Origin of the sequence: Isoptericola variabilis (assembly GCF_050311655.1) — a bacterium.
In the GTDB taxonomy this organism is placed as follows: Bacteria; Actinomycetota; Actinomycetes; order Actinomycetales; family Cellulomonadaceae; genus Isoptericola; species Isoptericola variabilis.
The window spans coordinates 287073-300468 of sequence record NZ_JBNOZM010000004.1 but is presented as its reverse complement, the minus strand read 5'-3'; the positions used below and the strand labels follow the sequence as shown (position 1 = coordinate 300468).

General features: G+C 73.6%; 12 protein-coding genes. 2 read left to right on the top strand and 10 right to left on the bottom strand.

The genetic code is table 11. The annotated features are described in order from the left end of the window. Position 1 precedes the first annotated feature (1 nt). The 6 genes from leuS to ACQP60_RS11200 all read right to left on the bottom strand — a co-directional run bounded on the left by leuS (position 2) and on the right by ACQP60_RS11200 (position 9238). Entirely contained in the window at positions 2-2959 is a 2958-nt protein-coding gene (gene leuS, locus ACQP60_RS11225) for a leucine--tRNA ligase (RefSeq protein ID WP_429732219.1), read from the bottom strand. A 43-nt stretch (positions 2960-3002) separates the two neighbouring features. Beyond that, complete coding sequence (locus ACQP60_RS11220) at positions 3003-3671, bottom strand: vitamin K epoxide reductase family protein (RefSeq protein ID WP_429732216.1); 669 nt, start codon at positions 3669-3671, stop codon at positions 3003-3005. Between the two features lie 62 nt (positions 3672-3733). Further along, entirely contained in the window at positions 3734-4951 is a 1218-nt protein-coding gene (locus ACQP60_RS11215; RefSeq protein WP_429732213.1) for an MFS transporter, read from the bottom strand. A gap of 118 nt (positions 4952-5069) precedes the next feature. Continuing rightward, complete coding sequence (locus ACQP60_RS11210) at positions 5070-5795, bottom strand: metal-dependent transcriptional regulator (protein WP_429732211.1); 726 nt, start codon at positions 5793-5795, stop codon at positions 5070-5072. A gap of 28 nt (positions 5796-5823) precedes the next feature. Beyond that, a complete protein-coding gene (locus ACQP60_RS11205; RefSeq protein WP_429732208.1) occupies positions 5824-7551 on the bottom strand; it encodes a metallophosphoesterase family protein in 1728 nt (575 codons plus the stop codon). Between the two features lie 109 nt (positions 7552-7660). Beyond that, complete coding sequence (locus ACQP60_RS11200) at positions 7661-9238, bottom strand: MFS transporter (protein WP_429732205.1); 1578 nt, start codon at positions 9236-9238, stop codon at positions 7661-7663. 112 nt (positions 9239-9350) lie between these two features. Between ACQP60_RS11200 and ACQP60_RS11195 the strand changes: the two genes are divergently transcribed. Beyond that, positions 9351-9908, top strand: coding sequence for a TetR/AcrR family transcriptional regulator (locus tag ACQP60_RS11195; protein WP_429732202.1), 558 nt, complete (start codon positions 9351-9353; stop codon positions 9906-9908). Positions 9909-9932: 24 nt separating this feature from the next. Here ACQP60_RS11195 and ku read toward each other — a convergent pair whose 3' ends face one another. Continuing rightward, positions 9933-10907, bottom strand: a complete 975-nt coding sequence (ku, locus tag ACQP60_RS11190) for a non-homologous end joining protein Ku (RefSeq protein ID WP_429732199.1) — start codon at positions 10905-10907, stop codon at positions 9933-9935. 80 nt (positions 10908-10987) lie between these two features. On the opposite strand from ku, the gene ACQP60_RS11185 reads away from it, so the two are divergent. Further along, the gene (locus ACQP60_RS11185) at positions 10988-11293 is read left to right on the top strand and encodes a hypothetical protein (protein WP_429732197.1); all 306 of its coding nucleotides are present in this window, start codon (positions 10988-10990) and stop codon (positions 11291-11293) included. 19 nt (positions 11294-11312) lie between these two features. On the opposite strand, the gene ACQP60_RS11180 is transcribed toward ACQP60_RS11185, so the two are convergent. From ACQP60_RS11180 to ACQP60_RS11170, 3 genes are read right to left on the bottom strand one after another with little or no spacing between them, the layout of a single operon-like run. After that, positions 11313-11534 (bottom strand): SCO4848 family membrane protein, encoded by a 222-nt coding sequence (locus tag ACQP60_RS11180; protein ID WP_429732194.1) that lies wholly within the window; start codon positions 11532-11534, stop codon positions 11313-11315. A 53-nt stretch (positions 11535-11587) separates the two neighbouring features. Beyond that, a complete protein-coding gene (locus tag ACQP60_RS11175) occupies positions 11588-12262 on the bottom strand; it encodes a response regulator (protein ID WP_429732191.1) in 675 nt (224 codons plus the stop codon). Continuing rightward, positions 12259-13389 (bottom strand): sensor histidine kinase, encoded by a 1131-nt coding sequence (locus ACQP60_RS11170; RefSeq protein ID WP_429732188.1) that lies wholly within the window; start codon positions 13387-13389, stop codon positions 12259-12261. Before ACQP60_RS11170 ends, ACQP60_RS11175 begins: the two co-directional genes overlap by 4 nt. Positions 13390-13396: the final 7 nt, after the last annotated feature.

Sequence of the window (13396 nt, the reverse complement as noted above, 5' to 3'; positions counted from 1 at the left end):
CTCAGACGACGATGTTGACGAGCTTCGGCGCGCGCACGATCACCTTGCGCACCGGCGCCCCGTCGATGGCACGGACCACGTTCGGCTCCGCCAGGGCGGCGGCCTCCAGGTCGGCGTCCGAGATGGACGGCGCCACCTCGAGGCGGCCGCGCACCTTGCCCTTGACCTGCACGACGCACGTCACGGTGTCCTCGACGAGGTACTGCTCGTCGGCGGTCGGGAACGGCTCGCGCGCCAGCGAGCCGTCGTGCCCGAGCCGCTGCCACAGCTCCTCGGCGATGTGCGGGGCGATCGGCGCGACCATGAGCACCAGCGGCTCGACCGCCGCGCGCGGCACCCGGTCCAGCGACGTGAGGTGGTTGTTGTACGTGATGAGCTTCGCGATCGCCGTGTTGGGCCGCATGTGCTCCATCTCGACGCGGACGTCCGCGATCGCGCGGTGCATCGCCCGCAGCGTGGCGGTGTCGGGCTCGTCGTCGGTCACGACCAGCGCGCCCGTCTCCTCGTCCACGACGTTGCGCCACAGCCGCTGCAGGAAGCGCTGCGAGCCGACGACGGCGCGCGTCTCCCACGGCCGGGAGAGGTCCAGCGGGCCCATCGACATCTCGTACACGCGGAACGTGTCGGCGCCGTACTGCTCGTACATCTCGTCCGGCGTGACGACGTTCTTCAGCGACTTGCCCATCTTCCCGTACTCGCGGTTCACGGGCTCGCCGCGGTACGTGAAGCCGGACTGCTCGTCGCCCTCGACCTCGGCGGCGGGCACGTAGGCGCCGCGCGCGTCGGTGTAGGCGTACGCCTGGATGTAGCCCTGGTTGAACAGCTTGCCGAACGGCTCCAGCGAGGACACGTAGCCCAGGTCGAGCAGCACCTTGTGCCAGAAGCGCGCGTACAGCAGGTGCAGCACGGCGTGCTCCACGCCGCCGACGTACAGGTCGACGCCGCCGGCCGGGCCGGACGTCGCGTTGTGCTTCGGCCCCATCCAGTACGACTCGAGCTCCGGGTCGACGACGGCGGTGCCCTTCGCGGGGCCGTCGGTCGAGTCCGTCGGGTCCAGGTAGCGCAGGTAGTACCAGCACGACCCGGCCCAGTTGGGCATGGTGTTGGTGTCCCGGCGGTAGGTCTTCGGTCCGTCGCCCAGGTCCAGGGTGACGTGCACCCACTCGTCGTTGCGGCCCAGCGGGGCCTCGGGCGAGGAGTCCGCGTCGTCGGGGTCGAACGTGCGCGGGGCGTAGTCCGGCACGTCGGGCAGGTCGACGGGCAGCATGTCGGCCGGGATCGCGACCGGCCGGTCGTCCTCGTCCCACAGGATCGGGAACGGCTCGCCCCAGTAGCGCTGGCGGCTGAACAGCCAGTCGCGCAGGCGGTAGGTCGTCGTGCCCTCGCCGGCGCCGCGGGCGCTCAGCCACGCGACGATCTTCTCCTTGGCCTCGGCCACGCCCAGGCCGTCCAGGCTGATCTCGTCGTTCGACGAGTTCACCGCGACGCCGTCGCCCGTGTACGCGCCGGCGAAGTCGTCCGGCAGCCCGCCCGCGGGCTCGACCGTGCGGATCACGGGCAGCTCGAACGCCTCGGCGAAGTCGAAGTCGCGCTGGTCGCCTCCGGGCACGGCCATGATCGCGCCGGTGCCGTAGCCCATCAGCACGTAGTCGGCCGTGAAGACGGGGACGGTCGCACCGTTGACCGGGTTGATCGCCAGGTGCCCGGTGAACACGCCGGTCTTCTTCCCGGCGTCGGCCTGCCGCTCGACGGCGGTCTTCGCGGCGGCCTCGCGCCGGTACGCGGCGACGGCCTCGACCGGCGTCGCGTGCCCGCCGGTCCACACGTCGCGGGTGCCGTCGGGCCAGGCCGCGGGCACCTCGTCCAGCAGCGGGTGCTCGGGCGCCACGACCATGAAGGTCGCGCCGAACAGCGTGTCCGGGCGGGTGGTGAACACCTCGACCTGCGCGCCGGCGCCGGCGGCGTCGTAGTCCTGGCTGCCGACGACGTCGAACCGGACGTTCGCCCCCGTGGAGCGGCCGATCCAGTTGCGCTGCATCGACTTCACCTTCTCGGGCCAGTCGATGAGCTCCAGGTCGTCGGTCAGACGGTCCGCGTAGGCGGTGATCCGCATCTTCCACTGCCGCAGGGACTTCTGGAAGACGGGCATGTTGCCGCGCTCGGAGCGCCCGTCGGAGGTGACCTCCTCGTTCGCCAGCACGGTGCCCAGGCCGGGCGCCCAGTTCACGGGCGACTCGTCGACGTAGGCCAGGCGCTGTGCGTCGATCACGTCGCGCCGCTCCAGGTCCGTCAGGTCGGACCAGGCGCGGCCGTCGGGCAGCACGCGGGTGCCCGCGGCGTACTCGGCCTCCAGCTCGCTGATGCGGCGGGCACGGCCCTTGCCGCCGCCGGGCGCCTCGGCCTCGGCGTCGTACCAGGAGTCGAAGATCTGCAGGAAGATCCACTGCGTCCAGCGCACGTACTCGGGGTCGATCGTGGCGAACGTGCGCCGCGAGTCGTGCGCCAGGCCCATGCGGCGCAGCTGGCGCTTCATGGTGACGATGTTCTGCTCGGTGGTGGTGCGCGGGTGCTGGCCCGTCTGCACCGCGTACTGCTCGGCAGGCAGGCCGAACGCGTCGTAGCCCAGCGCGTGCAGCACGTTGTCGCCGCACATCATGCGGAAGCGGCCGACGACGTCCGTGGCGATGTACCCCAGCGGGTGCCCGACGTGCAGCCCCGCCCCCGACGGGTACGGGAACATGTCCATGATGAAGAACGGCTCGCCGGCCGCGTTCCGGCCGTCGCCGTCCGTGAGCGCCCCCGACGGGTTCGCCGCCCAGAAGGTGCCCCGCTCCTCCCACAGGTCCTGCCAGCGCTCCTCGATCTGCTGCGCGAGGGCGGGCGTGTAGCGGAAGCCGGGCTCGTGGGAAGACTCGGTCGGAGCCTCGGATCGGGTCGGTGCGGTGTCGGGCGTGCTCACCCGGCGAGTCTACCGGCCGGGGCTGCCCGCCCCGGCCGGATATTCACACCCCGAACGACTCGACGAGCGGCCCGCCGACGGCCAGCAGCAGCCAGCCCACGGCGACGACGTAGCCGATGAGGAGCACCAGGCCGCGGTTGCGCACCACGGCGCGGCGCAGCCCGTCGCTCGCGCGCACCTGACCCTCCTGCACGGCGTGCACGACCTGGAACCAGAGCAGCGGCCACACGATCGTCCAGACGACCATGCAGGCGGGGCACAGCCGCACCAGCGCGTAGAAGCTCGACCACATGAGGAAGAAGATCAGCAGCTGGGCGAGGGCCGTGACCGTCAGGAGCGAGAGGTGGTACCACCGGGGCAGCCGGGCCCCGGCCAGCAGCACCACTCCCGTGGTGATCACCACGGGGAACGCCGCGACCCCGATGTAGGGGTTCGGGAAGCCGAGCAGCGTGCCCTGCCAGGACGCCATCGCGACGCCGCAGTCGAGGAAGACGTTGAAGCTGCAGCTCGTCACCCGGTTCGGGTCGAGCAGCTTGAGGTACTCCTCGATGGCCAGCCACGACGCCGCGCCGAAGCCGATGCCGCCCAGCACCGTCAGCAGCACGCCGTAGGCGCGGGCGGTCAGGCCACGCGGGCCGGGCCCGGGCACGGCCTCCCCCGCGGCGTCGTCGGGGAGGTCGTCCTGGGTCGCGTCGCGCACGCTCGGGCTCACGGGCGCGACCGTACCGCACGTTCCTGAGGGGCGGCCCCGCGGCGGCAGGGGCCCGGTGCAGGTCAGCCGGCGTGCGTCACGCGCTGCCGGCCGAAGGCCAGCACCATCACCAGGCCGACGAGGGTGAGCGCGAGGCCGACCCATGCCGGTGCGAGGTACCCGTAGCCCGCGGCGATGACGAGCCCGCCGAAGAAGGCACCGCTCGCGTTGCCGATGTTGAGGGCGGAGTGGCACAGGGCCGCGCCGAGGGACTGCGCGCGGGGCGAGAGGTCCATGAGCCGCGTCTGCATCGCCAGGCCGAGGGTCTGCGACGTGACGGCCAGCAGGAACAGCGCGACGACGGCGGGCACGGGCGACGTCCCGACCAGCGCGAACAGCACCAGCGACAGCGCGGTCGCGACGAACCCGCCGATCACCGTGCGCAGCACGTTCCGGTCCACCAGCTTTCCGCCGAGCAGCGTGCCGACGGTCATGCCGACGCCGAACACGGCGAGCACCCAGGGCACGGCGCTCTCGGACATGCCCGCCACCTTGATGACCGTCGGCGCGACGTACGTGTAGACGGCGAACAGCCCGCCGAAGCCGATGGCCCCGGCCGCGAACGAGATCCACAGCGGGCCGTTGCGCAGCGTGCCCAGCTCCTGCCGGACGCTGGAGTCCACGGGCCCGCGCTCGGGCACGAAGCGCCAGATGCCGAGGAGGGTGGCGGCGCCGAGCACCCCGATGACGACGAACGCGGCGCGCCAGCCGAGGTTCTGCCCCACGGCGGTGGACAGCGGCACCCCGACGACGTTCGCGATCGTCAGGCCGGTCATCATCATCGAGACGGCGTGGCCGCGCCGGCCCGGCCCGGCCACCGCCGCGCCGACCGCGGCCCCGACGCCGAAGAAGGCGCCGTGCGGGAGCCCGGCGAGGAACCGCCCGGCGACCAGCCACTCGATCGACGGCGCGGCCGCCGACAGCACGTTGGCCACGGTGTAGAAACCCATGAGGGCGAGCAGCAGCCGCTTGCGGGACATGCGCGCCGCCGCGACGGTGAGCAGCGGGGCGCCGACGACGACGCCGACCGCGTACGCCGTGATCGCGTGGCCCACCACCGGGTCGCTGACGCCCAGGTCCGCGCCGATCTGCGGCAGCAGGCCCATCGTGGCGAACTCGGTGGTGCCGATCGTGAACCCGCCGACGGCGAGCGCGAACAGCGCGGCCCCGACGTGCTCGGGGCGGGGCGCTCGCCCGGTGCGGGCCGTGCCGGCGCTCGCGGGCGTGGTCGTCGAGGTCACTCGCCTCTCCTCGGGATCGGGTCGGGCGGGTCCGGGAACCGCGCGCGAATCGTTTCGAGACGAGGCGTCGACGGCGGTGCGCCGTCCAGCGCTCACGTCGTCGGGGAACCGGGACAGCCTACGCGGGGACCACCCAGATGCGCGACGCCGCCAGCAGCCCGAGATCCACGCCGACCTCGCGCCCGTCGGCCTCCCACGCCACGCCGACCGTCCCCGCGAACTCCCGCCGCGACGTCAGCCGCACCGGGAGGTCCAGGTCGATGCCGAGGTCGGCCAGGTACCGCAGCGCCTCCGGGTCGGCGTCGGAGATCCGGGCGACCACTCCCCCGGCACCTGCCTCGAGGTCCACGAGGGGCACCGCCTCCGGGCGCACCACCCGGCCGTCCGCGAAGGGGATCGGGTCGCCGTGCGGGTCCCGCTCCGGGTGCCCGAGCCGGGCGGAGATGCGCTCGACCAGCCGGTCGGAGACGGCGTGCTCCAGCACCTCGGCCTCGTCGTGCACCTCGTCCCACGCGTACCCGAGGTCCCGCACGAGCCACGTCTCCAGCAGCCGGTGCCGCCGCACCATCACCAGCGCGTAGCGCCGTCCGAGCTCGGTGAGCCAGACGCCGCCGTAGGGCTCGTGCCCCAGCAGCCCCTGCGTCGTCAGACGCCGCACCGTCTCGGAGACGGTGGACGGCCCCACGCCCAGCCGGTCGGCCAGCAGCCCGGTGGTGACCTTCTCGTCCGACCACTCCTGCGCCGACCAGACCGCCTTGAGGTAGTCCTGGGCGACGGGGGTGAGCTCGTCCGGGTCGACGGCCTGCGGGGGCAACGCCGGAGTGGGTGAGGTGGGTTCGGGCACGGTCCGAGCCTATCGGGGGCACCCGCCCCTACGACCCGAGCGCCTCGTCGGCGGGCGGGACGACGTCGGGCACGGGCTCCCGCTCGCCCACGGTCGCCGTGCCGTCGGGCGTGACGCTCACCACCTGCACGTCGAGCATCCGCCGCGTCGCGGGGTCGAAGCGCAGCACGGTCATCTCGGCCGTGCCGTGCAGCGGCCCGACCGTCGGCTGGTTGGGCGCGGCCCCGGCGGTGGAGCCGTTGACGTACCGGATGCCCCGGCCCACCTGCTCCGGCCCCGACCGGCTGTGCGTGTGACCGGAGACCTGGAAGGGCACGCACCCCGTCTCGAGGGCGTCGAGGCCGACGGGCGGCGTGTGGATCAGGAGCAGGTCGACGCCGTCGCGCGCCTCGCACGCGGTCGTGGCGAGTTCCTCCGCCTGCTGCTCGGGGGTCCGTTCGCGCGCGACGTTCGTGCCCACGCCGACGCGCGTCTCGAGCGCGTCCCGGTCGCCGAGGATCTGCACCCCCTCGACCTCGATCACGTCGCCGTCGAGGATCTTCTGACCGTGCGCGGCCTCCTGGTCGGAGGTGATCTGCGAGTCGTGGTTGCCGTCCGCCACCACCATGGGCACGCCGCGCGGCACGGCCGAGGCGAACGAGTCGACGCAGACCTTCTCCACCGACGTGCCGTTCATGGTGGTGTCGCCCGCGTTGAGCACGACGTCCGCGCCGGAGCGCTCGACGGTCGTGCGGATCAGCGGCGTCATGCCGGTGTTGCAGTGCAGGTCGGAGATGACGACGAAGGTGACCAGCTCGTCGTCGGGGCTGCCGCTGGGCGCGGCGCGCGGCGGCGCGACCGGCGCGGTGGGCTCGGCCGGGCCCGGGGACGCGAACCGGGTGCCGGCCTCCGTCACGGACGCCGCCGTCTCGGACGCGAGCCGGGCGTCCCACGCCGCCGACAGGTCGTCGTTCGCCGCCGCGTAGAAGTCCTCGTTGTCCTGGTACAGCTTGACCAGCTGTCCGCCGTAGGTGTCGATCACGCCGGCGAGGCGGCCGGTGATCCGTGCACCCTCGAGCGCCGTCCCGGCGAACACCGGCGACGCGGGCTGCCCCTGGGCGGTGCTGCCGACGGCGCCGGAGGACACCGTCGTCACGACGAGCGCCACGACGGCCACCCCCGCGGTGATCTCGCCCGTCCGCGGGGCCATCGCGTCGGCGAGCTCACGCCGTCGGCCGGGGCCCAGCAGCCAGCGCACCGCGAACCCGGCCGCGACCAGCACGACCGCGGCGGCCAACGACCGCCACAGCGCGTTCTCCACCAGCGCGAGGGCGACGCTGCGCACCGCGACGTCCGGGCTGGAGAAGAACTGCAGGTAGCTCTCGAGGTCCTCGCTCAGGGCCGTGAGGGTGTTGGCCGCGCCCACCATCGTCAGGTCGGCGGGGATCTCCTTGACCACCACGTCCACGCCCAGCCCGAGCGGGAGGGGCGAGTCGATCTCCAGCGTCCCCAGCGGGCCGAGGTCGACCACGACGAGGCTGTCGTTCGTCACCGAGTAGACGGCCTCGTGGGGCCCGAAGCCGAGCTCCGCCGTCGCGGTGCTGACCCCGAAGACGAGGCAGGCCACGGCCGCGGCCACCCCCGCGAGGGTCCAGCGCGCCCAGCGCGGAGGCGTCCGGCGCGCGCGTCTCGTCCGTTCGCCGTGCGGCGTCTCGGTGTCCGCCGGGGTGTCCGCCGGGATGTCCGCCGAGGTCGGCTCGTCGTGCTGGTCGCTCATCGGCTCCACCCTCGCCGAACGCGGACGGCGGCGCCACCGTCCTCGCCGGTGGCGCCGCCGTCGCGGGTGTGACGCCGCCCTCACGGACGGCACGCGTCAGGGGCGCGCGTCAGGAGCGTGCGTCGCGCAGGGTCGTCAGCGCGATCCCCGCGGCGACGAGCACCGCGACGAAGCCGATCGCGGACGTCACCACGACGCCGCTGCCGAACGCCGCGTGCGCGGAGTCCAGCAGGGCCTCGGCCTGGCCGGCCGGAAGGTCGGCCGCCACGCTCGTGGCGCCGCCGAGGGTCTCGGCCGCCGACGCGGCGTCCGCGGCGGGCACGCCCGACGGCACCACGACGTTCGCGTGGTACGAGCCGGTGAGGATCCCGCCGAGGACGGCGGTGCCCAGCACGGCACCGACCTCGTACGCGGTCTCGGAGATCGCGGAGGCCGCGCCGGCCTTGGCCGCGGGCACCGTCGAGACGATGAGGTCGTTCGACACCGTCTCGGCCGAGCCGACGCCGATCGCCAGGACGACGAACGCGAGCCCGAGCCAGCCGGCCTCGCCCCGCCCGGCGACGACCGCCGTGACGAGGTAGCCCACGGCGGACAGCGCCAGCCCGGCGGCGACGACGTGCGACGGCCGCACGCGGCGCACGACCTTCACCACCGCGAGTCCCGCGACGACCATCGCCACGGTGCCCGGCAGCAGCACGAGGCCCGCCTGGACCGGCGACAGCCCGATGACGAGCTGGAGGTCCTGCGACACGAAGAACAGGAAGCCGACCAGCGAGAACACCGAGAGCAGGTTCACCAGCACGCTGCCGGTGAACGCGGGCACGGCGAACAGCCGCACGTCGAGCATCGGGTTCCGGCGGCGCAGCTGGCGACGCACGAAGAGCACGCCCATGAGCAGCCCGACGGCGATCGCGGCGATCCCGAGAGAGGGCAGCGCGCCCTTGGCGAGCGTCTTGATGCCGAACACGACCGGGGTCATCGCGGCCATGACCAGGACGATCGACACCGGGTCGATCGGGCCGGGTGCCGGGTCGCGCGACTCCGGCACGAAGATCGGCGCGAGCACGAGCAGCAGGGCCAGCACGGGCACCGCGAGGAGGAACACGGAGCCCCACCAGAAGTGCTCGAGCAGCAGGCCGCCGACGATCGGGCCCACGGCCGATCCCGCGGCGAAGCCCGCGGCCCAGATCGCGATGGCGAGACGGCGCTCGTCGCGGTCGGTGAAGACGTTGCGCAGCAGCGACAGCGTCGACGGCATGAGCATCGCGCCGAAGAAGCCGAGGCCTGCGCGCGCGGCGATCAGCGCCCCGGCGGTCGGCGCGAAGGCCGCGACGGCGGACACGACGGCGAAGCCGACGGCCCCGATCAGGAGCAGGCGGCGACGTCCGACGCGGTCCGCGACGGAGCCCATCGGCACGAGAAGACCCGCGAGCACGAGCGGGTACACGTCGACGATCCACAGCAGCTGCGTGCCGCCGGGGGCCAGGGCCTCCGAGATCTGCGGCAGGGCGAAGCTGAGGACCGTGTTGTCGATCGAGACGAGCAGCACCGGCAGCATCAGCACGGCGAGGGCCGCCCAGCGGCGCCCGGCGCCGGCGGGGCGCACGGGGCGCGCGGGGGTGTCGCGGCGCGTGGCCGTGTCCGTGACAGAGGGAGCGGGGTGCGTCGTCACCTGGGTCTGAGACATGACTGAACCTGTGGTGCCTTTCACACGCTGCGGACGGCCGGGGCGACACGGTGATGTCGAACTTCCGCACCGTCCAGCCGGTACAGTAACACCTCGCCACTAGGCTGTCGACATGCCTCCTGCCCCCGCCGCCCGAGCCAAGGTCCTGCGCGCGTTCGCCGAGCTCCTCGTCGAGTCCGGGGAGCGCTCCGCCACCCTCGACGCCGTGGCCGAGCGGGCCGGCGTCTCGAAGGGCGGGCTGCTCTACCACTTCCCGTCCAAGGACGCCCTCGTCGAGGGGCTGCTCGACCACCTGGCCGTCCTCACCGCCGCCGACGTCGAGGCCATGCGCACCGCCCCCGAGGGCGCGACCGACTACCTGCTGCGCACCTCGACCGTCATCGGCGGCGAGTTCGAGGTCGTCTACCTCGCCGCCTCGCGGGTCGCGCAGGCCGCCTCCCCGCGCGCCCGCGCCGTCCTCGACGACGCCCAGACCGCCTGGACGGCCGCCGTCCAGGACGAGCTGGGCGACCCGGTCCTCGCGCGCGCCGTCTCCCTCATGGGCGAGGGGCTGTACACCCTCGCCTCCGTCGGCGCGACGGGCCCGGACGACCAGGAGATCGACGAGCTGCTGACCCTCGTGCGCGACATCGCCGCCGCCCGCACCCCGGCCGGTGGCTCCTCGGCCTGACCCGGCATCTCACCCGACTTGCGCTCAGCCCGTCTTGCGCTCCGGCGCCTTCTTCGCTGACGTCTTCTTGGCCGGCGCCTTCTTGGCGGGAGCCTTCTTCGCCGCCGGCTTCTTCGCCGGGGCCTTCTTCTTCGCGGTGGCCTTCTCCTCGGCGTCGCCCCTCGAACCCGACTTCGCGCCGGAGCTCGGGCCGGACTTCGAGCCGGACTTCGAGCCGCCCTTCGACCCCGAGACGCTCCGGCGCAACGCCTCCATGAGGTCGATGACGTCGGCGTCCTCCTTCTCGGGCTGCTCGCCGAAGGTCTCGGACGTGTCGAGCGCGTCGCCCTGCTCGATCTTGGCGTCGATGAGCTGGCGCAGCTGCACCTGGTACTCGTCCTCGTACTCCTCGGGCGCGAAGTCCGCCTCGTAGCTCGCGACGAGCTGGCCCGACATCGCGAGCTCCTTGTCGGAGACGGTCACCGAGCCGTCGAGGGACGGGAAGGCGGCCTCGCGCACCTCGTCCGCCCACAGCAGGGTCTGCATGACCAGGACCTCGTCGCGCACGCGCATCGCCGCCAGCCGGGTGCGCTGGCGCAGCGCGAACTTCACGATCGCCGTGCGGTCCGTCTCCTCCAGCGTGCGGCGCAGCAGCACGTACGCCTTGGGGCTCTTGGAGTCCGGCTCCAGGTAGTAGGTGCGGTCGAGCATGATCGGGTCGATCTGGTCGCTCGGCACGAACTCGACGACCTCGATCTCCCGGTTCGCCTCGGCCGGCAGCGCCGCGAAGTCGTCCTTGGTGAGCACCACGGTCCGCTCGCCGTCGTCGTACGCGCGGTCGATGTGCTGGTACGGCACCTCCTCGCCGTCCAGCTCGCACACGCGCCGGTAGCGGATGCGCCCGCCGTCGGCGTCGTGCACCTGGTGCAGCGGCACGTCGTGGTCCTCGGTCGCGCTGTACAGCTTGACCGGCACGTTGACGAGACCGAACGTCACGGCGCCCTTCCAGATCGCCCTCATACGACCATCGTCACGCGACCTGCGGATACGCGCCAGCGCCGGCGTTGCGGGGCGTGCGGGGCCACCGGCATCCTGGGCGCATGACGGCGGACGGGGTCACCACGGGCCTTCCCGGTCCCGCGGACGGCCGGGCGGACGCGGCGCGGTTCCTGGGCGCCGTGCTCGGCGTGCTCGTACCGTTCACGTGCCTGACGGTGCTCGGCTCGTGGTCGCTCGTCGCGGGGCTGGTGACACTGGCGGTCTCGCGCGTCGTGATCGTGCGCCGGACGACGGTGGGCAGCCCGCTGCGCGCGGGCGTGACGTGGGCCCTCGCCTGCTGGGCCGCGGTGGCGCTGGTCCTGCTGGCGCTCCTCCTCACGATCCCGGTCGGTCCGGGGATCGACTGAGCCGCCGTCAGCCGACCGGTCAGCCCACCAGGCCGAGCACGCCCACGACACCGACGAGCAGGGCGAGCACCATCGAGACGCCCACGAGCACGGCGTGCACGGTGAAGAACCGCGTGGGGCGGCCGGCGGCGTCGCGGGCCCGCGGGTCCTTGGTCACGCGGCGCCAGAACGACGGCCACACGGCCAGGTTCCACAGGGCGGCGACGAGCAGGACGACGGACCAGACGACGGGGATCTCCACGGCGTCGAGTATCGGCCACGATCCTCCCGACGAAGAAACCTGCGACGAAACCCTCAGGCCAGCAGGCCGCCCTGCAGCGCCAGGAGCACCGCGCGGGTGCGGTCCTTGGCGCCGAGCTTGAGCAGCACGTTCGACACGTGGTTCTTCACGGTGCCCTCCGCCAGGTACAGGGCGTCCGCGATCTGCCGGTTGGACCAGCCCTGGGCCATGAGGCGCAGCACCTCCCGCTCCCGCCCGGTGAGCTCCGCCGGCACCTCCTCGGCCGGCGCGGGCCCCGAGCGGACCGCCCGCAGCAGCCGCGCCGTCACCGCGGGCTGCACCAGGGTGTCCCCCGCGGCCAGGGTCCGCACCGCGTCCGCGAGCCGTTCCAGCGTGACGTCCTTGAGCAGGTAGCCGCGCGCCCCGGCCTGCAGCGCGCGCAGCACGAGCGCGTCGTCGTCGAACGTCGTCAGGACGAGGACGGCGACCTCCACCCCCGCGTCGCGGAGCGTCTCGAGCGCCCAGATCCCGTCACGCCCGGGCATCCGCAGGTCGAGCAGCAGCACGTCGGGCCCATGCTCCCGCACCGCGTCCACCGCGGACGCGCCGTCCTCCGCCTCCGCGACCACGTCGATGCCGCCGGCGATCTCCAGCAGGCTGCGGATGCCGTGCCGCACGAGCGTCTGGTCGTCGGCGAGGACGAGGCGCACGCGGTCCCGGGCCCCGGCCGCTGCGGGGGCCGCCGTCACGACGCCGCCCGCGCGGCGAGGCGCGCCCGGACCGTGAACCCCGCCGATGCGTCGAACGTCGCGCCACCGCCCAGGGCTTCGGCCCGCTCGACGATGCCCGCGAGCCCGTGCCCGATCCGGACCGGCTCCGACGCGAGGCCGTCGTCGCGGGCGACGAGGGTGAGCGCGCCGTGGTCGTCCGCCGCGACCTCGATCCGCAGCACCGTCGCCATCTCCGCGTGCCGCACGGCGTTGGTCACGACCTCCTGGGTGACGCGCACCAGGGCCGCCGTCTGCTCCTCGTCCGCGACGACGTCCTCGGCGACGTCGACCTCGACCCGCGGGGAGGGCACGGCGGAGGCGACGGCGGCCAGGGCCTCGCGCAGGTCGGGGGCGCGTCGGCGCAGCTCGCCCACCGTGGCGCGCACGTCGCCGAGCAGGTCGCGCGCCACGGTGCGGGCGCGCTCCACGTGCTCGGCCGCGCGGTCCCCGGGCAGGTGCGCGGCGGACTCGAGCTCCAGCGTGAGCACGGTGAGCTGGTGCCCGATGAGGTCGTGCAGCTCGCGCGAGATGCGCAGCCGCTCGGACGCCCGGGTGGCCTCCTCGCCGAGCACGGCCGCGGCGGCAAGCTCGGCGTGCGCGACCGTGAGCTCCGTGCGCATCCGCTGCTCGCGCTGCAGCGCGATGCTGATCGCCGCGCTCGCCACCTGCAGCAGCAGGTAGAGCCCGAGCGAGAGCACGATCTCGAACGCCCGCGGCTGCCCGGGCGCCAGGAGGAAGGCGACCAGGAGCGCGGCGGTGTTCGCGGCGATGACGACGACGCTGCCCCGCAGGGACACCACGTAGGTGCTCAGCGCCGCGCCGAACACCAGGAGGATCGGCAGCCAGCCGATCCCCGGCACCGTGATCACCAGCGCAGCGGCGAGGACCGTCTGCGCCGTGAGCAAGACCAGAGCCGCGCGTCCGCGCGGCGGGAGGACAGCCGTGGCGACGGTCGCGGCGAGCCACGCCACCGCCAGCAGCACCCACACGGCGAGCGGCACGAGCATCCGCTCCGGGTCGGCCACGAACGGCACGGGCACGACGATCGCCAGGCAGACGACGAGGGTCGTCAGCCCGGACGTCTCCTCGGGTCCCAGCCGGCGCACGGCACCA

Coding starts and splice junctions, on each gene's coding strand:
- ACQP60_RS11205 (WP_429732208.1), bottom strand. CDS start 7,551: ATGAGCGACCAGCACGACGAGCCGACCTCGGCGGACATCCCGGCGGAC.
- ACQP60_RS11200 (WP_429732205.1), bottom strand. CDS start 9,238: ATGTCTCAGACCCAGGTGACGACGCACCCCGCTCCCTCTGTCACGGAC.
- ACQP60_RS11195 (WP_429732202.1), top strand. CDS start 9,351: ATGCCTCCTGCCCCCGCCGCCCGAGCCAAGGTCCTGCGCGCGTTCGCC.
- ku (WP_429732199.1), bottom strand. CDS start 10,907: ATGAGGGCGATCTGGAAGGGCGCCGTGACGTTCGGTCTCGTCAACGTG.
- ACQP60_RS11185 (WP_429732197.1), top strand. CDS start 10,988: ATGACGGCGGACGGGGTCACCACGGGCCTTCCCGGTCCCGCGGACGGC.